General features: G+C 70.3%; 15 protein-coding genes and 1 pseudogene. 6 read left to right on the forward strand and 10 right to left on the reverse strand.

The genetic code is table 11. The features are described from left to right. Nucleotides 1-39: 39 nt before the first annotated feature. The 3 genes from ACFV9H_RS01255 to ACFV9H_RS01265 form a co-directional block, all read right to left on the reverse strand. On the reverse strand, nt 40-528 hold the full coding sequence (locus ACFV9H_RS01255) for a hypothetical protein (protein WP_385391621.1): 489 nt from the start codon (nt 526-528) through the stop codon (nt 40-42). A gap of 589 nt (nt 529-1,117) precedes the next feature. Further along, nucleotides 1,118-3,001, reverse strand: a complete 1,884-nt coding sequence (locus ACFV9H_RS01260; protein ID WP_385391622.1) for a VWA domain-containing protein — start codon at nt 2,999-3,001, stop codon at nt 1,118-1,120. 148 nt (nt 3,002-3,149) lie between these two features. Then, on the reverse strand, nt 3,150-3,554 hold the full coding sequence (locus ACFV9H_RS01265) for a peptidase inhibitor family I36 protein (RefSeq protein WP_385391624.1): 405 nt from the start codon (nt 3,552-3,554) through the stop codon (nt 3,150-3,152). A gap of 225 nt (nt 3,555-3,779) precedes the next feature. On the opposite strand from ACFV9H_RS01265, the gene ACFV9H_RS01270 reads away from it, so the two are divergent. Together ACFV9H_RS01270 and ACFV9H_RS01275 are read left to right on the forward strand one after the other, a co-directional pair. Next, nucleotides 3,780-4,355, forward strand: coding sequence for a TetR/AcrR family transcriptional regulator (locus tag ACFV9H_RS01270; RefSeq protein WP_385391625.1), 576 nt, complete (start codon nt 3,780-3,782; stop codon nt 4,353-4,355). An 84-nt stretch (nt 4,356-4,439) separates the two neighbouring features. Continuing rightward, complete coding sequence (locus tag ACFV9H_RS01275; protein WP_385391627.1) at nt 4,440-5,228, forward strand: SDR family oxidoreductase; 789 nt, start codon at nt 4,440-4,442, stop codon at nt 5,226-5,228. A 266-nt stretch (nt 5,229-5,494) separates the two neighbouring features. Here ACFV9H_RS01275 and ACFV9H_RS01280 read toward each other — a convergent pair whose 3' ends face one another. From ACFV9H_RS01280 to ACFV9H_RS01290, 3 genes and pseudogenes are all read right to left on the reverse strand, one after another. Beyond that, nucleotides 5,495-6,232 (reverse strand): SAM-dependent methyltransferase, encoded by a 738-nt coding sequence (locus ACFV9H_RS01280; protein ID WP_385392110.1) that lies wholly within the window; start codon nt 6,230-6,232, stop codon nt 5,495-5,497. An 18-nt stretch (nt 6,233-6,250) separates the two neighbouring features. Beyond that, nucleotides 6,251-7,441: pseudogene (locus tag ACFV9H_RS01285) on the reverse strand (glycosyltransferase); the annotation flags it as partial. A 54-nt stretch (nt 7,442-7,495) separates the two neighbouring features. Continuing rightward, complete coding sequence (locus tag ACFV9H_RS01290) at nt 7,496-8,605, reverse strand: GNAT family N-acetyltransferase (protein ID WP_385391628.1); 1,110 nt, start codon at nt 8,603-8,605, stop codon at nt 7,496-7,498. A gap of 190 nt (nt 8,606-8,795) precedes the next feature. On the opposite strand from ACFV9H_RS01290, the gene ACFV9H_RS01295 reads away from it, so the two are divergent. Both ACFV9H_RS01295 and ACFV9H_RS01300 read left to right on the forward strand, forming a co-directional pair. After that, nucleotides 8,796-9,689 carry a LysR substrate-binding domain-containing protein gene (locus ACFV9H_RS01295; RefSeq protein ID WP_385391630.1) on the forward strand — a complete coding sequence of 298 codons (894 nt, stop codon included), beginning with the start codon at nt 8,796-8,798 and terminating at the stop codon, nt 9,687-9,689. Between the two features lie 284 nt (nt 9,690-9,973). After that, nucleotides 9,974-10,696, forward strand: coding sequence for a DUF6193 family natural product biosynthesis protein (locus tag ACFV9H_RS01300; RefSeq protein ID WP_385391632.1), 723 nt, complete (start codon nt 9,974-9,976; stop codon nt 10,694-10,696). Between the two features lie 309 nt (nt 10,697-11,005). Here ACFV9H_RS01300 and ACFV9H_RS01305 read toward each other — a convergent pair whose 3' ends face one another. Continuing rightward, nucleotides 11,006-11,473 (reverse strand): RICIN domain-containing protein, encoded by a 468-nt coding sequence (locus ACFV9H_RS01305; RefSeq protein WP_385391633.1) that lies wholly within the window; start codon nt 11,471-11,473, stop codon nt 11,006-11,008. Nucleotides 11,474-11,620: 147 nt separating this feature from the next. On the opposite strand from ACFV9H_RS01305, the gene ACFV9H_RS01310 reads away from it, so the two are divergent. Continuing rightward, nucleotides 11,621-15,397 carry a hypothetical protein gene (locus ACFV9H_RS01310; protein ID WP_385391635.1) on the forward strand — a complete coding sequence of 1,259 codons (3,777 nt, stop codon included), beginning with the start codon at nt 11,621-11,623 and terminating at the stop codon, nt 15,395-15,397. A 26-nt stretch (nt 15,398-15,423) separates the two neighbouring features. Here the strand turns inward: ACFV9H_RS01310 and ACFV9H_RS01315 are convergent, their stop codons facing one another. Both ACFV9H_RS01315 and ACFV9H_RS01320 read right to left on the reverse strand, forming a co-directional pair. Next, complete coding sequence (locus ACFV9H_RS01315; RefSeq protein WP_385391636.1) at nt 15,424-15,678, reverse strand: hypothetical protein; 255 nt, start codon at nt 15,676-15,678, stop codon at nt 15,424-15,426. 218 nt (nt 15,679-15,896) lie between these two features. After that, on the reverse strand, nt 15,897-16,520 hold the full coding sequence (locus ACFV9H_RS01320; protein WP_385391638.1) for an HD domain-containing protein: 624 nt from the start codon (nt 16,518-16,520) through the stop codon (nt 15,897-15,899). A 146-nt stretch (nt 16,521-16,666) separates the two neighbouring features. Between ACFV9H_RS01320 and ACFV9H_RS01325 the strand changes: the two genes are divergently transcribed. Then, the gene (locus ACFV9H_RS01325; RefSeq protein ID WP_385391639.1) at nt 16,667-17,929 is read left to right on the forward strand and encodes a DUF6348 family protein; all 1,263 of its coding nucleotides are present in this window, start codon (nt 16,667-16,669) and stop codon (nt 17,927-17,929) included. A gap of 247 nt (nt 17,930-18,176) precedes the next feature. Here the strand turns inward: ACFV9H_RS01325 and ACFV9H_RS01330 are convergent, their stop codons facing one another. Further along, nucleotides 18,177-18,587, reverse strand: coding sequence for a hypothetical protein (locus tag ACFV9H_RS01330; RefSeq protein WP_385391640.1), 411 nt, complete (start codon nt 18,585-18,587; stop codon nt 18,177-18,179). Nucleotides 18,588-18,617: the final 30 nt, after the last annotated feature.

The following is an 18,617-nucleotide window of genomic DNA, read 5'->3' on the forward strand; positions in this document are numbered from 1 at the left end:
TTCTCGCCCCGTCGTGCCGTCAATGTACGCCCCCCAGCGTCAGGTCGGCCTCACGCCCGGCGGCAGGTCGATCAGCGGGAGTTGATCGTGGGGGGACCATAGCAGTGTCACGTGGTAGGTCATGTTGAACGCGAAGAGGTGCTGAAATCCGAACCGGCCCCGCAGGATCAGGCATCTGGGCGGCCCCGCACCGGTCGGAAGGTTCTGCGGCTCCAGTGTGACGGTGGCGAAGTCGACGCCGTGGGTCACGGCCTCGTCCTCGTCGTGGGCAACGGTTTCGGCACCTGCGATGACGGCCACGGAGGGATCCACCCCTTCCGGGTATTGCTTCACCATCGTGCCGGAGATCGGCAGGAAGGAGGCGAAGTCGATGTGCTGGAGATTCGGCCCTCCCGTCCCCAGCTCCACATTGATCCAGCCCGTGTAGATCTCCAGAATCGCGGGTTCGCCGTCGGTCCGTCGGGTCAGAACCTCGATGTGTCCGGTGTGCCGGACGTTTCCGATGGGGAACTCGCCCATACTCGCCATGCGCACCTCATTCGGGTCTTCCGAGCGTTCGGCCCCATCACCAGGGTGTCACCGGGTTCCGGACAGCGCAGTCCGAGGCGCCGTTCGTACGTTGACACTCCCCCGGTCTCCGCGATCGCCCATGAAGCCGCTCGAAGCCGGCGATCCCGGCCACATCCCGGCGGGGGTCATCCACCGCGGCCCGCCCCACCCGCCGACAGGCCGTCCCACAGGAGCCCAAGTCACCGGCCACAAGGGCGCGCGCCGACGGCGCCAAGGCTGACTCGGCATTGTTGCGCGACGGCAGGCGTTCCGACGGTTCGTCGGGCAGGACTCGCAGGACGCGGGGGCAGCGACCCTCGTGGGGCTGCTGTCCGTCGTGGCGGCTCTGGGTCCGTGGTGGCGGGCGGTTATGCGGGCCGGGGTTTGGCGGGGCGCGGGTCCGCCGCGGGACCCGCCGCCCGGTCCGGAGTACGGGACCGCTGAGAGCTGTCCTGTTCCCCGCCCGGTCGAGCACCGGGCGGGGAACAGGGCGGGGAACCGGGCGGGCGCCTGCGCCAGCACTCCGGAGCGCCTGGGCCTGGTCGCTTCACCTGCGCAGGCGCAGGTGTCAGGCTGCCCCGCGGCGCCTGAGGGCGTAGAAGGTGATGCCGGCGAGCAGGAGGACCCCGGCGCCGATACCGACCGGCAGCGCGAGCTTGCCCACAAGCGAGTCGTCGTCCTTCGCGGCAGCCGTCGTGCCGCCGGTCCCGCCCTGTTCGCCGGTCCCGTTCCCGTTCCCGTTCCCGCCGGACAGCGACGGGCCCTGGGCCGCGTCGTCACCGAAGAAGAACACCGGGCTGTTTCCGGAGCGGGGTGTGCCGGAGACGTCCACGGTCAGCGAGATCGGTACGACGATGCCCTTCGCCTTGGGGTCCGGCTCGGCGACCTGCGCCTGGATGTAGTACGTGCCGGGCACGTCGTAGCCCTTGGAGTCGGCGCTCTTCGCGTCGTCCTGCTCGGTGATCTCCCAGGGCCCGCAGACCCGCTCGAAGTGCCCGGTCTTGCCTGCGAAGAGCTTGGTCAGGTAGTTGTCCTCGTTGCACTGCGTCGACTCACGCATGGCGTTGTAGACGGTGACGCTCCACCCGGTGACGCTGGAGTTGGGGAAGTCGGCCGGGATGTCCACGCCGGCCGTGACCTTCAATTTCTGGCCCGCTTTCAGCTCCACCCGCCAGAAGGGGGCCTCACCGACGGCGATGGACTGCCGGTGGGTGCCCGGTCCGATCGGGGTGGCGCTGTTGAAGGAGAAGCCACCCTCGGCGTCGGCCCCGGTGCGGGGCTCCGGAGTCCGCGCGCCGGCCCCCTGGGTCGTCGTGTCGGCGATGCCGACGAGAAGCTCGACGGGCATCGGCTTGTCGCCGGACTTGGTCACCTGGTTCTCGACCCTGATGCAGCCGGTGTCGTCCGGCGCGGGCGACTCGTTGCCTGCTCCGGGCTTGCTGCGACCTCCGGTGGAGAGGATGTCCGACCACCCCATCGACTGCGAGAACTCGCGCAGCCAGTCACGGGGTTCGCCGTTGCCCGGAGGGCCGGCGGCGACGGTGATGATGGAACCGCGGTCGTACCCATCTTCGGCGACGGCGGTGGCGCTGACCTGGAGCCGCTGGTCCGGCCGCTTCTTGACCTTGTAGTAGAGGTCGCGTCCCCCGGTGAACTTGTCCAGGTACTGGCCGGGCGTGACCAGCGGAGCGTCCTGGCAGCCGCCCAGGGAGCCCTCGACCGGCTTGCCGGTGGCGTGGTAGGTCCGCCACCCCTTGCGGAACAGGGTGCCCAGATTGGCGGTCAGCGAGTCGGCGTCGGCGGCTTCCGCGTACGACCCGCCGGTCACCTCCGCGATGCACGTCAGCTGCGCACGTGCCGAGGAGGGCGTCCGGAACCCGACCACGTCCACGGCCAGGTCCACGCCCTGCGCCTTGAGCTCGCGGGCCACCTCACATGGAGGCGGCGGCGCACAGGTGTCCTCACCGTCCGAGACCAGGACGATCCGGCGCTTGCCGCTGGTGCCGAGGTCCTTGGCTGCTTCGCGGAGCGAGAAGCCGATCGGTGTGAACCCGACCGCCTTGAAGTCCGCGACCCGCTTCTTGGCGTCGGCGCGCGCCGCCCGGTCCATCGGCGTGACCGGCAGGACCTGCTGCGTGTCCGCGCAGCCTTGCTTCTTGTCCTCCCCGGGATACGTGGCGCCGTAGACGCGCAGTCCCAGCGGGGCCTGCTCGGGGGCGGTGTCGATGATCCGGGTGACCGCCTGCTTGGCGGCGGCGAGGCGGGTCTGGCCACCGGCGTCGTTGTCGTTCATCGACCCGGACAGGTCGAGAACCAGGTCGATCCGGGCAGGCTCCGGAGCCTCGGGTGCTGTGGGCGAAGCGCTCGCGGTCACCGCCGGCGACAGGAGCGCGCCGAGCATCAGCACGGAAACAGCGGCGAGCACGCGTCGTCGGCGTGGTATCGGATACATGAGGGTGATCTCCAGCAGGTTTGTCTGTCGGTCCCTCGGCACGTGCCGGTCAGGGAACGGGCACGTGCTCGGGGACGGTGGGACGTGTTCTCGGCCGCCTATCGGGGAGGGCGCGTCACGGCGGACCTCCGAGGCTCCGCAGCCGCACTCAGGGAGTTGCAGAACCCGTGCAGATCTTCTCCGAGTACCGGTACCAGTAGCCGTCGGCTGTGAGAGCTCCTGTATTGCTGCTGAAACCGCCGGGTCGGATGGTCGACATCGCGTACCAGCCCGTCGGCTCGGAGTGGTAGAGCGTCGCCTTGACCGGGAGGTTGTTCACGTAGGAGTTGATGCCGTTGAACGGGTAGGTCAGGCCGTAGTCGTCGAGTTCGAAGCACGCGCTCGTGCTGGCGGCCTCAAAGGACATCGTGCGGTACTCGGTGCTGCGATAGAGGCAGAGCTTGCCGGAGGGGCAACCGCCCACAGCGGCGGCAGGCGGTGCCGACGCCATCATGACGCCGCTCACCCCTGCTAAAACGGCCGCGAAAGCGGCGGCCTTGCGCCTTACATCCATGTCGTCCCCCCAGCCGAGTCTTCGCGCCCAACCCCAGGTGCCGGGCATCCGCCCACAGTACGACGAACGAAACTCGCATGACTGGGACAGCACACGCCTTTCAGGGGACCGGGCGCGTCACCTCCCCCTCGGCCCGGCGGCGCCGTTGCCGATCTGCGGGTCCGGCCCCCGGCCCCCCGGTCCGAGTATTTGACCCCGAGGTCAAATGATCACTACAGTAGCGGCATGGGCAGGCCGAAGAGTTTCGAACCGGACGTGGTCATCGCGCAGGCGATGGAGACGTTCTGGACCAAGGGTTACGTCGGGACGTCCCCTGCCGACCTCGCCGAGGCGACCGGAGTGGCCAAGGGCAGCCTGTACCACTCCTTCGGTTCCAAGCGGGAGTTGTTCGGCAGGGCGTTGGACCTGTACGGCCGGATGTGTTCGGAGTTCACCGAGGAGTCCCTCTCTCGACCGGGGAGCGCCAAGGAGTGCATTCGCGCGCACTTTGTGCTGCTCGTGGACATGAGCCTGGACGGGCCGGCCCGTCGCGGATGCCTGGCCCAGAAAACGGTCGAGGAGCTCGGCGGGCGGGACGAGGAAGCCACCCGCGCGGCGCACCGTATCGAGGAGCGCGGTATCGAGCAGTTCGCCGCGCGCATCGAGCAAGGACAGCGGGACGGTGACGTCGACCGGGGCATCGACGCCAGGGCGTATGCACTGTTTCTCCAGACCACCCTTGCGGGGCTGCGGGTCATGGTCAAGACGTTCGACCGGCCGGCGCTGTATCGGATCATCGACACGGCCCTGGCAGGCCTCTGAGGCACGATGCCCCGGGCGGTGGACTTTTTGCGCCCTAATTTTAGACCTTCAGTTCAAGAATCTGTCATTCAAGAAGGGGACATCATGGAACTCGGCATCAGCGGGAAGACCGCTCTGGTCACCGGCGCGAGTCGCGGCATCGGCCTCGCGATCGCTCAGGCCCTGGCCGCGGAGGGTGTCCGGGTGGTGGGTGCCGCCCGGACCGTCACCCCCGAGTTGGAGAAGGTCGCCGCCGCGGCCGTGTCCGTCGACCTGAGCACCCGAGACGGGGCACGGTCGATCGTCGATCAGGCGCTGGCCGCGGTCGGCGGGATCGACTTCCTCGTCAACAACGTTGGCGCGGGCGACCCGGAAGGCCTGTCCCTCGCCGGGTTCCTGGACGTCGACGACGAGCAGTGGCAGGGGATATTCGATCTCAACCTCTTCAGTGCGGTGTGGACCACCAAGGCGGCGTTGCCGAGCATCATGGAACGCCGAGGTGCGATCGTGAACATCTCTTCGATCAATGCCCGCGTGCCGGGAGGCTCGCCGGTGGGCTATGCGGAGGCCAAGGCGGCGCTGACCCAGTTCGGGAAGCGGCTCAGCGAGGAGCTGGCGCCGCGCGGCGTCCGCGTGAACACCGTCTCCCCGGGTCTCACTGCCAGTCCGTTGTGGACCGACGCGGACGGTTTCGGGGGCAAGGTGGCCGCCGCCTTCGGGGTGAATCACGGCGATCTGCTCGCCGGCCTGCCCGCGCAGCTCGGCATCTCCTCGGGGCGCGTCACCGAGCCCGCGGAGGTGGCCGACCTGGTCGCCTTCCTGCTGTCCGACCGTGCAGCCAACATCCACGGCGCCGACCACATCATCGACGGCGGCACCCTCAAGGCCGCCTGACCAGGCTCGGAGAGGGTCAGAGGGTCAGAGGGTCAGAGGGACCAGGGCAGTCGTACGGCCTCGATCTCCGTATCGTTGAGGAGGGCCTCGACGAGTGATGCTGGGTCGGCAACCTCGGTGGCCCACAGCTCGTAGTCCGTGCCAGGTTCTCGTCGGGCCGGAAGGTGTTCAGGTGCGCACGGGTCCACCGGCTGCGGAGCCACCGAAAGCCGGCCCGGCCCGGTCCGTATCGGGTGGATCCTGGGCCTGCCGGCGGCCCTACCCGATCACGCCCTGGTTTGACGCAGGACCAGGCAGAGGAAGCCGAAGCTGTCCCGGTAGCCGTGCAGCCACTGCGAACGCCGGGCGGTGGCCGTCTCCAGTACCTGTGGGCCGGCCGGAACGTCAGGGTGGTCCAGAGCCCACGAGGCCAGTGAGCCCCAGCAGGCCCACTCGTAGTTGTCCAGCTCGCCGCGGGTGCTGACATGGCCGTGGACGGGGGTCCAGCCGTCGGCGACGACGCGGTCCACCGTGGTCGCCAGGTCGGCGAGGTCACCGAACATCTCGACGGCCGCTGGTGAAGGGGCGCGGTCCCAGAACGACTCGCCGATCAGAACGCGGCCTCCGGGAGCCAGGTGCTCGCGGGCCGCGGCGAGGGTGGGGAGGAGACCGCCGAAGGCATGCGTGGCGCCGACGCTGATCACCAGGTCGAACGGCTGCGCGGAGACGAAGTCGGCGGCGTCCCGCTGGTGGAGGACCAGGCGCTCGTCGACGCCGAGTCGGCTCGCTGCCTGGCGGGCCTGCGTCAGGGCGACTTCGGAGACGTCGACGCCCTCGGCGTACAGGCGGGGGCGCGTTGCCAGGGCACGCAGCAGCCATTCCGCTGTGCCGCATCCGAGGTCGAGCACGCGCTCGTCGCCTCGCGGCAGGCCGCGTTCGAGCAGCCGACTGACCGAGTCGTCGTCGAGCGGAGATTTTATCGGGTGGTCGGCATGGGCGATCATGGAGATCTGTTCGCGGCTCACCGGCGCGACGTGCCCCGTCTCGAGGAGCAGCTTCGCGGCCACCGCCGTCCCGTCGGTGCGGATCGTGTCGGCGACGGCCTTCGCCCGTGCTTCCGTCTCGGGGGTCAGGGCCGTCCCGAGGGCGGCCGACAGGGACTCGAGGGTCGGGGTCGGGCCGGCGTGTGCCGCGCCGATGCCCAACTCGGCTACGCGGGCGGCCCAGTGCGGCTGGTCCACGAACTGGGGCACCACCACCTGGGGTGCACCGGCTCGGGCGGCGGTGGTCGTGGTGCCTGCGCCGCCGTGGTGCACGACGGCCGCGACCCGGCGGAACAGGGACTGGTGGTTGACGTCGCCGACGGCGAAGCAGTCGTCCGAGTCGTCGACCAGGCCCAGGTCTGCCCAGCCGCGGGAGACGAGCACGCGGCGGCCCTGCGCGCGGGCCGCCTCGACGGTCGTCCGGGCGATGTCGGCGGCTGTGCTCATGGGCATGCTGCCGAACCCGACGTACACCGGCGGAGTACCGGCGTCCAGGAACGCCTCCAGGTCGGCGGGCAGGGGGCGTTCGTCGGGCAGGATCCACGCACCGGTCTGCACGACGTCGAGGTCCGGCAGCTCCTGCCACGGGCCCAGGACCGGGTCCACCGCCAGCCACGGCCGTTCGGTGAAAACGTGGTCGCGGACGTTGTCCACCGGGGCGAGGCCGATCGCCTCGCGGTGGGCGTTCAGGGGCTGGAGGTAAAGGGCGTTGACCTTCTGGGCGTCCAGGTCCCACAGAGCGTGGTTGTCGGTCATGTCGGGCGGAGCCGGCGGGCCGGGCCGCGGCGACGGTCGGTAGTGCGGGGAGGGCATCTCGAACGGGTGGAAGCCCGCGTACACGTAGCGGATGCCCAACTTCTCGGCCACCGAGCGGACACCGGCCGGCATCAGACCGCTCGCCACCACCACGTCACAGCCCTCGGCCGCCTTGCCGACCGTGTCGAAGTGCGCGGCGACCAGCTCGGCAGCGAACGCGGCCGCGTCCGACGGCGGCGCTCCCGTGCGCAGCGCGCGCACGTCCCGCCCGAAGGGCACCAGTTCCGCGCCGACACCGGCCAGCAGTTCCGCGAACTCCTCGTCCGGCGGTGCGCACACGCGTACCTCCGCGCCGAGTTTCCGCAACTGCGCCGCCAGTCCCGCCAGCGGCGCGATGTCGCCGCGCGATCCGTACGCCATCAACAGCACACGCATGTCGTGCTTCTCATTTCCGTGGATGCCGGCCGAGGGAGCGGCCCGCGGGTGAGGTCAGGTCGTGGGCACGTCGAGCTGGAACTCGCGGGTGCGCCGGTAGGAGCGGAATCCCAGTCGGCGGTTGACGGCCAGCATGTGGATGTTGTCGTCGGCGTTGTCCGTCTCGATCTCGACGACGTCGGGATGCTCGGCGCGCAGACGACGCACCATGGCGGCCTTGACCCACAGGCCAAGGCCGTGGCCGCGGTGCGCGGGCACGACCGCCGTGTCGTACTGCTGGGCACGTGGCCCGGAGCCCTGCGGGAGCAGGATCTCGGTGTAGCCGGCCATGCTGCCGTCGTCGTGGACGGCCGCGATGGTCAGCAGCGTGTCACCGCGGTCGGCGATCACCTTGGCCATGGCACGGACGCGGTCGGCGTCCCACTCCACACTGCCGTAGTCCAGGTCGCCGACGGGCATGTCGTTCATGGCGTTCTTGGCCGCGGCGAACGCGTCGGCGAGCTCGTCGGGAACCGTGCCGGTCCAGCCGGTCAGCCGGTAGCCGGGGTGCTCGGCATCGGCGATCTGGAGCAGGTCGGCCCGGCCCGTCTCATTGAGGCGCAACATGAGGTGATTCAAGGTCAGCGCTCGGCGGAAGCCCCACCGTTCGCTGAAGGCTTCGCCCGGACCGTCGGCCGCGGCTTCGGCGATCAGGCTGCGCCGGTTCTCGGCGCGGCAGGCCGCCACGACCGCCGCCAGGAGGAGGGAGCCGGTTCCCTGGCGTCGGTGTGCGGGGTCGACGTGGAGTTCCAGTTCGGCCAGGTGCTCCTGGCCCGGGGAGGTGAACACCCGCAGGCCGGCGACGCCGACGGGGACGCCGTCCGCACCGGTGGCCAACCAGGTCAGCCGGTGGCTGCCCAGGGCGGGCTGGGTGAGCCGGGCGTGGATCTGTGCGGGGTCGGGGGTCGGTACTCCGGGCAGGTCGTGGGCCATCGAGGCCGCGACGACCTGATGCCACGCGGCGGCCTCCTCGGCAGAGACGCGCTGGAGCGGTATGACATGCACAGATGGGGACAAGGTGACGGCTTTCGTGGTCGAGTCGGTCGTACTTCGGGATGCGACGAGGTTCCCGGCGCAGGCGTCATGCATCGCGTACATCACGGTGAGGTCGATGGCATCGCTCATGGGCGGCGCGACATGCCGATAACGGGACGAAGGTGTTGTCGGGGCACCTCATCCCGCCCGACCGTACGAATGGGGGGTCTGCGCGCGTGACTGCATGCCCCAAACGATGTTGTGGTCGGCGCGTATGATCAAGGAAAACTTGTGCGCGGTTCGATAACCGCAGGGTTATGAACGAGGGGCCGGGGGGCCGGTGGAGCTGCGGGACATCGAGATCTTCCTGGTGCTGGCCGAGGAGCTGCATTTCGGCCGGACCGCACAGCGGCTGCACGTCTCCCAGGCGCGCGTCAGCCAGGCCATCAAGAAGCAGGAGCGGCGCATCGGCGCCGAGCTGTTCGCCCGCACCAGCCGCACGGTGCGCCTGACGGAGGTCGGCCGCCAGTTCCGCGACGATCTGCAACCGGTCTACGCGGGCCTGCACGATTCCCTGCAGCGGGCCCAGCTGGCGGCCCGCGGCATCACCGCCCAGCTCCGCATCAGTCTGATGCCCTTCAACGTCGCTGATCTGCACCCCTACTGGAAGGCGTTCCGGGCGCGGTACCCGCACTGGGGACTCCAGGTCCGCCAGGCGACCTTCACCGATGTGTTCGGCCAGCTTCGCAACGATGCCATGGACGTCATCGTCGTCTGGCTGCCGGTGGAAGAACCGGACTTCACCGTCGGACCAACCCTGTGCACCGACTCACGGATCCTCGCCGTGGCCGCCGACCACCGGCTCGCGCGGCGGGACTCGGTACCACTGGAGCTGCTCGCCGACTTCCCGCACGGCACCGCCCACGGTCTGCCGGACTACTGGGAGGACAGCTACCTGCCCTTCTACACCCCACGAGGCCGGTCGATCGAGCGCCTCACATCGGCGGCATCGGACAACGCCGACGAGCTGATCAGCCACGTCGGCATGGGAGAGATCATCCACTCCTTCCCGGGCCACGTCACCAGGTACTGGGGCATGTCGAACATCCGATGGCTTCCCCTTCCCGACATGGCAAGCCTGCACTTCGCTCTGGTCTGGCGGACCGAAGCGGAAACCGACCTCATCCGCGCTCTGGCCGACACGGTGCGAGACCTCGGGGTGTTCCGCTTCTGACCCGCCTTCCTCGTGTCGGCAGCCGGGGGTGTCGTATTTCGTTGCCGACCTGTCCGGCGGCCGCGGAGACCAGGAGACTCGTGCCCAGCAGATCGCGGACCTGAAGGCACTTCAGGTGCGGCCCGAGGGGGCGCGCCCCGTCACGGGGGGCGAAGGAGCCGAAAAACGGCTCCGACGACCACGGAGGCGGCCAGCGAGAGTACACCGTCGGCGCCGAGTCCGCCCTGGACCGCACGCCGATCCGCTGCCGGCTCTGATCTGGCCCGGAGCGGCATATCGTGTCCGTGCAAGGCATCTCAATCACCGGGGCGGACATGACAACAGGTGGCCAGGAAGCGGAGCCGCGGGTCGCGGCCGATCCCGACGCGGCGTCGCCTGCGGGTCTGGCTCGGCGCATCGAGCACATCGCACTGGCTCAAGGCTTCGACTTGGGCGAGGTGCGGCCTCGCTCGGGATGGGACGCCGGCGCGGAGGTGAGTACCGATCGGGGAAAGGTCGCCGTCTCCCCCTGCACGGAGGATGTCTTCCGTATAGAGATCCGCCGCCACCGTGGCTTCCCGTCCTCGGAGGGGTGGACGAACGACCTCGTCGCCGCGGTGGGGGTCGCGAATCTGTGGCATCAGGGCGGCAGTCTGCGGGAGCTGCACGACCGCTTTCCCTTCATGAGCTGGAGCGAGCTGGCGCAAGCGTTCGAGGATGGCGACCCTGCTCCCGTGAAGTGGCGCGAGCTCCTTTCCAGTGAGTGGCACCTGCGTGATCGATGGCTCCTTCAGGCGGCCCACGCGCACCCTCGACTGCGGAAGTTCTGGCCCGACATGAGTCACAGGAGTCTGATGCTGTGCCGGACGCCATGCGACTCGGAATCGGGCCTTGTGAAGATCTGGCCCTTGGAGGAAGACCGCTTTCGAGTGACCATGACACCGGGTGGGTTCCGGCGTGAGGTGTCCTCGTTGAGCGCGGCACTCGAGCTCGCCGCTGGCTGTTTCGCTTCGCTTCCGGATTCGTAGCCACCCGGCTCGCGGGCGGAGCAGCCGAGCTTCCTGAGCGCATCTCGGCATGGTCGGCTTCAACGAACGTGGCGCCGACGGAGAGGCACGACCTGAGCCACTCCTCTGTGGCCGAGGAGTGCGACGGGCTGGCCTACATCGCGGTCTCGTCCGGATCCCGGCCTCTCCGGAACTCATAGACGACCCTTTCCCTGGCCCTCACACCGCACCCGTCTCCGACGCGGACGACGTCGCGCCCCCTCATCACGCCACCAGGTGACCGCGGCGCCTGCCCGGCCCGGCACGTGATGTGCCGGGCCGGGCCGGCGGTCAGAAGTCCCAGCTCTGGCTCCTCGCGCCGTTGCAGCCCCAGCTCACCAGCAGTTGGCCGTTCTCAGTCCGGCCGCCCAGGATGTCGAGGCACTTTCCGTTGACGCGGTTACGGATCTCGCTGCCGTTGCGGAACCACTTCTGGTGGAGGCCGCCGTGGCAGTCCCACATGGCCACCGAACCCTGGTCACCCAGATAGGGACCGTAGATCTCCAGGCACTTTCCGTTCAGGTTGGAACGGATCTGCTCGCCGTCCCAGCGCCACTGCTGGTGGAGACCGCCGTGGCAGTCCCATGCCACGGTGGAGGCGCCGTTCTCCTGGTGGGCCATGAAGATGTCGGCGCACTTTCCGTTCAGGTTGGACTTGAGCAGCGGTGCCGCGGCGAACGCGGGCGCGCCCGCCAAGGTGGCGGCGGCCAGCAGTGCGGTGGTCGCCGCCAGCAGCGTCAGTCCTCGCACAGACCTCATGATTTCTCCTTCGTGTCGCCCTTGCGCGGTTGCGCTGACCCATCTCTAGCCGCCGGTTGATGTCCGGCGCCGGAACGGGGATTCCGGACATCAAAAGCTGGACAAACACCACCCATCACGGCTGCGGAAAGACGCAGAGAGGAAGTCATGCCACGCCCCGAACGCCCACTCGACCTGGACACCGGTCCGCTGACACGGTTCGCGGCCGACCTTCGGAAGTTGCGCGAGGCGGCGGGACGGCCGCCCTATCGGGCACTGGCCAAAAGGGCGCACTATTCGTCCACGACATTGTCGGACGCCGCGGGCGGGCACGCGTTTCCGAGCCTTGCCGTCACGCTCGCGTATGTCGAGGCGTGCCAGGGTGACCGCCACGAATGGGAAGCCCGATGGCATGCGGTCGCCGCCGAGATCGCCGCGAGCGCGCGGGTCGAGGAGCCCGGGGACACCAGCCGGCAGAACGCGCCGTACGCGGGGCTGTCGGCGTTCCAGCCGGAAGACGCCGACCGCTTCTTCGGTCGCGAGCGGCTGACCGGCGAGGTGTTGGAGAAGGTGCGGGAGCGCCGGTTCCTGGCGGTCTTCGGGCCGTCCGGATCGGGGAAGTCCTCTTTGCTGCGGGCCGGACTCGTCGCCCGCGCGCGGGCATCGGGGTGGCCGGTGATGCTCTTCACGCCGGGCCCGCATCCCGTGGAGGAGTGCGCGATCCACCTGGCCGCGGCGACGGGAGAAGCTCCCGGCGCGCTGATGACCGAACTGCTGGACGATCCCTCGGCATTCCACCTGCGGATCCGGCAGGTCGTGATCGACCGCACACCGGACATCGACACGCTGATCGTGGTCGACCAGTTCGAGGAGGTCTTCACCCACTGCAGGGACCGGGACGAACGGGACGCGTTCGTCGCCATGCTGATCGCGGCCACCACGGCGCCGACCAGCCGGACCCGGGTGGTACTCGGCGTGCGCGCCGATTTCTACGGCCACTGTGTCCAGGACCCCCGGCTGGTCGAGGCGATGCGCGACGCGCAGATCGCGGTCGGTCCGATGAGCAGCCAGGAGCTGCGCGAGGCCATCACCCGGCCGGCCGTGCTCGCCGACTGCACGGTGACCGGCCCGCTGCTGGCGGCCGTGGTCGCGGACGCGACCGGCCAGCCTGGTGCGTTGCCACTGGTCTCGCACGCGATGGTCGAGACCTGGCGCCGTCGCAGCGGCAGCCGCCTGACCCTGGACGGGTATCTGGCGGCCGGCGGCATCCAGCACGCGCTCGCACACACCGCCGAGGCCGCCTACCGGGCGCTGTCGCCGGTGCAGCGAGACCTCGCCAGATCGCTGTTCCTCCGGCTGACCGCGCTGGGCGACGGGACCGAGGACACCAGGCGCCGGATCACGAGGAACGAGCTGGACCCGAACCCCGACACCGGCTTCGTACTCGAATCCCTTGCCCGGCAACGGTTGGTGACGCTGGACGAGGAGTGCGTCGAGATCACCCACGAGGCGATCATCCGGTGCTGGCCGAGGCTGCGCGGCTGGCTGACCGAAGACCGGGACCAGCTGCTCTTGCACCGGCAGCTCACCGACGCGACCGCGGACTGGGAGGCGCAGGACCGCGACCCGCACGCCTTGTACCGGGGTGCCCGCCTGGCCGCGGCGCTGGACCTGGCCGCCGCGGACGCCGGCCGGCTGACCTCCAAAGAACGGCGCTTCCTCGACGCGAGCCGGGAAGCGCAGGAGCGAGAGATGGCGGCGGTCAGGCGGCGGACGGTCCGCCTGCGGCAGCTGGTCACACTGCTCACCGTGCTGATGGTCGTCGCGGCGACCGCCGGCGGGCTGGCCGTCGACTCGCGCGACTCGGCCATCCGGCAGCGCAACGTGGCCATTGCGCGGAAGGCCGCGGCGGACGCGGCCGAGGTGCGGCAGCACAACCCCTCGCTCGCCGCGCAGCTGAACCTGGCGGCGTACCGGCTGGCAGCCACCGGCGACGTCCGCGACCAGCTCATGAGCGCGTTCGCGACGCCGTACACGGGTCGGTTCACCGGCCACACCTCCGACGTGGTCTCGATCTCCTTCGCCCCGAAGGGCACGGTCCTGGCCACCGCGAGCTGGGACCGCACGGTCCGGCTGTGGGACATCGGGGAGGCCCACCACCCCGTACAGCTGGCCGTCTTGAAACAGCCGGAGCGGCTGATGTCGGTGGCGTTCGGTGCGGGCGGCCGTGTCCTGGCCACGGCGAGCGACCGATCGGTGCGGCTGTGGGACGTGGCGAACCCGCGCGCGCCCGCCGAGCTGAGCACGCTGCCCGATCAGTCGTCCGCGCCGACGTGGGTCGCGTACGGGCCCGGCGGCGTCATCGCCACCGGCCACACCGACGGCGCGGCGCGGCTGTGGAACGTGAACGATCCCCGCCACCCGCGGCTGCTGGCCGGCTTGCCGGGCCACACGCACGCGGTCACCTCGGTGACGTTCAGCCCGGACGGCCGCAAGCTGGCGACCACCGGCGACACCACCGCCAGGCTGTGGGATGTGATCGACCCCGCGAAGCCACTCCCCCTCGACGTCCTGCGCGGACACACCGACACACTGACCTCGGCCGCCTTCAGCCCTGACGGCCGGACCTTGGCGACCGGGAGCTGGGATCGCACCGCACGGGTCTGGGACATCGGCAGCAGCCCGCGGGCGCAACCACCGGCCGTCCTGCCCGGCCACCCCGCGATCGTCTGGTCGGTGGCATTCAGTCCGGACGGCAGCACGCTCGTCTCGGTGGGCGGGTCCACCCTGTTCTGGGATGTCGCCGCCCCGGCACGCCCGAAGCGGACCAGCATGATTCAGGGCGGGTTCTATCAAGCCGCGTTCAGCCCGGACGGCCGCGTGCTCGCCAACTCCGACCGGCTCCTGGACCTGCGGGATCTGTCGCTCGCGACCCACGACGACGTGGTGACCTCCCTGGCGTTCGGCCCCGGCGGCCGCCTGCTCGCCAGCGCCAGCTGGGACGGCACGGCACGGCTGTGGCAGGTCACCGGCGGCCGGGCCCTGTGGCCGCTGTCGGTCCTGCACGGGCACACCAGGTTCGTCCGGTCCGTGGCGTTCAGCCCGGACGGGCGCACCCTCGTCACCGCCGCCGAGGACACCACCGTCCGCGTCTGGGACGTGACCGATCCGCGCAAACCCCGGCTGACATCGGTCCTCGCCCCCGGCGGCGGCGAGGTCGGCGGGGCCTGCTTCGGCCCGGGCGGCAACCTGCTGGCCGTCTGGGCACAAGGCAAAGCCGGACTGTGGGACCTGACCGATCGCGGCAATCCCCGGGCACTCGGTCGGATCGCCGAGGACGGGCCGGACGTCACCATGGCCTCGTTCCGGCCGGACGGCCGCACGCTGGTGACGAGCACCGGCGAGTCCGGTTCGCTGCGGTTCTGGGACATCGGCGAACCGCGCAGCCCCCGGGAACGGCCGTCCCCGTTCCGCTCCGCCCCTCTGACCGGCGGCGTGTTCAGCCCCGACAACCGGAGGCTGGCCGCCTTCCACCGAACGGACAAGACCGTCTGGCTGATCGACGTCAGCGACATCGGCCGTCCGGCGAAGGTGAGGCAGCTACCGGCGTCCGGCTCCTGGCTCTACACGCTGACCTTCGACGCGGACGGCCGCCGGCTGGCCGCGGGCGCCGCGGACAGCAAGGCGCTGCTCTGGGACCTGAGCGGCGCGGCCACTCCCGCCGTCCTCACCGGCCACTCGAACCCCGTACCGGCCGTGGCATTCAGCCCGGACGGCCATACCCTGGCCACCGGCGGCAACGACTTCACGATCCGGCTGCGGGACACCGGCCTGGACAGGGTCGCCGCCCGCATCTGCGACAGCGCCCACCCCCGGATCAGCAGAGCCCAATGGGCGCAGTACTTCACGGCGGTCGACTTCCACCCACCCTGCCCCGCCGCATGACATGGCGACCTGCGGCGAGTTCCCCGTCAGCGTTCCTGCCTCCGCTGATCGCGCAGTGCCCATGCCACTCGCCACCAGAAGTGCGGCGTCCGGAGGTCGGCGGGGCGGCGCCGCATGTTGACGACGTCGAGGAACCGTTCGTTCACCCACGCATCCGTCGTGGACGCCTTCGCCATCCAGTCCGCCATCGCCTTGGCGGCTGCGTATCCGCGGGGGTAAGGACCCACGACGTGCGGTTGGGCCAGGTCCGAGAGGGTGGAGATCTCCCACGCCGCGTCCACCACAACCCTGATGTGGTTGAAGTACCCACGAGCCGGCGCGTGGAGGTTCGCCCCCTTGCGCAGATGCGCGACAAGGCACGACGCATGACCAACGTACGGCCTGCGTCCGACCCATGTCGAGCAACGCATGCAGCCCGTATTGCCGGTTCCTCTAAATCAAGCCGGACACCGCGGGCCCGGCTCGATCCGTATGACGGCCTGGAGGGCGTCGGGTCCGTTCAGCTCTCGAGCGGGTGCGGGTTCGCCAGGATGCGTTCGGCGAGACCGCCTCGTACGGACGCGGCCGGGGAACTCCGCGGCTTGCGGGCGGCCTGGTCACGGAAGCAGGCCAGGAACTCGTCGGCGAGGCCCTCGCGGGGGTATCGGGCCAGGACTTCCGCCCGGAACCCGGCGGTGAAGTCGTCCGCGTTCCGCCCCGAGATGTCCACGGCGGTGGACCGCTCCAGCAGATGGCCCTCCGGGTCCTCCCGCACGTCCACCGAGTCCCACATGTGCCGCACGATGACCTCGGACAGCCGCTGCCGGCGCTCCACCGGCCACCCTGCCCCGGCGCCGAACACCCAGGCCACGTGCCCACCGGCCTCGTCGAAGGCGACGGTGTGGCTGTCGAACTCCGGGACCAGCCCCATGTCGTGGAGCAGCGCGGCCACGTACAGCAGCTCGGCGTCGTGCTCGATGCCCCGGTCCGCGGCGTACGCGGAGGCCCACACATAGGACCGCACCGAGTGGTTCAGCAGGGCCGGGGTGCAGTAGGCGGTGGCGACTTCGAGAGCGGCGGCACAAGCGGCGGTGTCGGGGGCGGCGGGTACGGTCAGCGCTTCGCGGGGCGTGTGGAGAGTCATGGTGCCAAGTATGTCGACCGCCCCGATCCATTTCGATCACCGGCCGCCCCAAGGTCCGTGCGGCCGTCCCTGCGCCGGCACCACCCACGCCCCGAGTACGGAAACGCGGGTGGGACCACCGGCACCGCCTCCGTATGATCGCCCGCATGTCCTGGATACGCCGCCGCCCGCGCGCCACCGAGCCCCCCGAGGGCCGACTGCCCGATCTCGACTTCCTCGCCCTGGTCCGCGACGCCCTGGAGGAGGTCGCCCCCGGCTGTACGGCGGGTGCCGAGCTCAAGGGCAACTCGCTGCTCAGCCCGCAGGGTTGGGCCGTCGGTGTCGGACCGGAGGGGCACGGGGACGACCGGCACTACGACCTGATCGCCTTCCCGGATGTGAGCATCCAGCCCGACGTGCCCTGCTTCGTGGACTGCGTCGTGGTGGTCACCAACCCGCGCGACGCGGCCGGCCTCTGGGCCCGTTCCGCCGGCGTCTGCATGCTCGAACTGCTCGACGGGCGTGCACAGTTCGCCGAGCACTGGGGGCCGGACGAGGAGCACGGCGTGCCGGGTTGGCGGTCCATCACCTCGGGCGTGCTGGCCTACGGGCTCTCCGACCAGGAGAACCTCCGTCTCCAGCACGCACTGCTGGAGACCGACGTGCTCCGCGAGATCGCCCACACCTTCACCGCCGACCTGGAGTCGCCCTGGTTCAACGGTGTCCGGGTCTTCTACGGCGGCGCCCCGGGCGCCGTGGAGGCCGAGGTCCGGGTCAACGGCGAGCGGCACGAGGCCGCCTCCGCCGCGCTGGCCGCGCTCGGCCTGCCCGAGCCGACGGTCTTCACCGTCGCCCGGTCGTTCACCCTGGTGCTGCCCGTCGGCTCCGGCCAGGGGCGACACGACAGCGCGGCCGGCGGGTGCGGGTGCGGGTGTGACTGCGGCGGGACCATGGATCCCGAGCACCCCGGCTTCGCCCACCCCCTCCCCCACCTGATCGCCGAACTCTCCCCGGCCGAGCGGGCGGAGCGGGTCACCACCGACACCGGTGCGGTGATGGTCGCCCAGGATGTGGGCAACTTCCTCAAGGTCCGGCTGCCGATCCGCCTCGACGACGGCCGCACCGTGGTCCACCTGGCCTGGGTGTGCCTGCCCGCCGAGGTGATCGAGGAGTACACCCGCCGGGTGCACGACGGCACCCTGGACGGTCACCGCTTCGAGGGGCTGTTCTGCAACGCCATCGAGCCGTGGGGCGAGGAGCTGCTCCAAGCCCGCGTCCTGCTCGGCGGGCAGCGGATCGCGCCGGACGGCTCGATCCGGTTCAGCGAGGTTCTCGACTCCGAGCACCCGCTGCTGGCCCGGATCCTGCGCGAGAGCTGGCCGGCCGCGGTCGTGCTCGGCGACCGCGACCCCGGGCCGTCCCACTCCTGACCATCCGCCAGGTGCCCACTCAGCGCACCGTGGTGCCGCCCACCTGCCCGTGAGCAGGATGGTGGTCGCGGTGCGGTGGGCGCGGTGCACGGCGGCGAATCAGACACCGCTTGGGCTGCAGGTGCGGCAGCCGGTCCGAGGCAAGCCGGGGGCACTGACCGTCACTGCGCCCTGACGGCCGACGTACACGAAGGCCCGGTCGGCCACGAAGGCCCGGTCGGCCGGGGTTCCCGGCCGAGAGCGGGCACTATGCGGGGCGAAGGACGGGATCGATTTCTGCCAGAATCTCCTGCAGCTGACGGGCTCCCAGGGCAGCACGACCCTCGGTGTCCCGCGACATCTCCTCGGAAAGTCGCAGCGCCTCACGCAGGTCGTCGGAGTAGATGCCGAGTACTTCGACGATTGCGGTGTGGATCCAATCCCCGTGATTCGAATCGGCGACTGCCAGGGCGGAGGCCACTATCGTCAGCCCGACCCCGTCCTTTCGCCGAAGCAAGCCCTCAGCGGTCCGCCGGGTAACGAAGGTGTCAGTCGGGTCGAGCAACAGCTCGAGCAACGGCTCGACGGCTTCCTGCATCTCGGCGAACCCTGCCAGGCTGTGACCGGCATCCGCCCGGTCACGCCAGTCACGGCTTCGCCCGAGTTCGACCAGCGCCACGACAGCCGCACGCCGCAGGGCACGCCTTTG

This window comes from Streptomyces sp. NPDC059874, assembly GCF_042731135.1.
Lineage (GTDB): Bacteria > Actinomycetota > Actinomycetes > Streptomycetales > Streptomycetaceae > Streptomyces.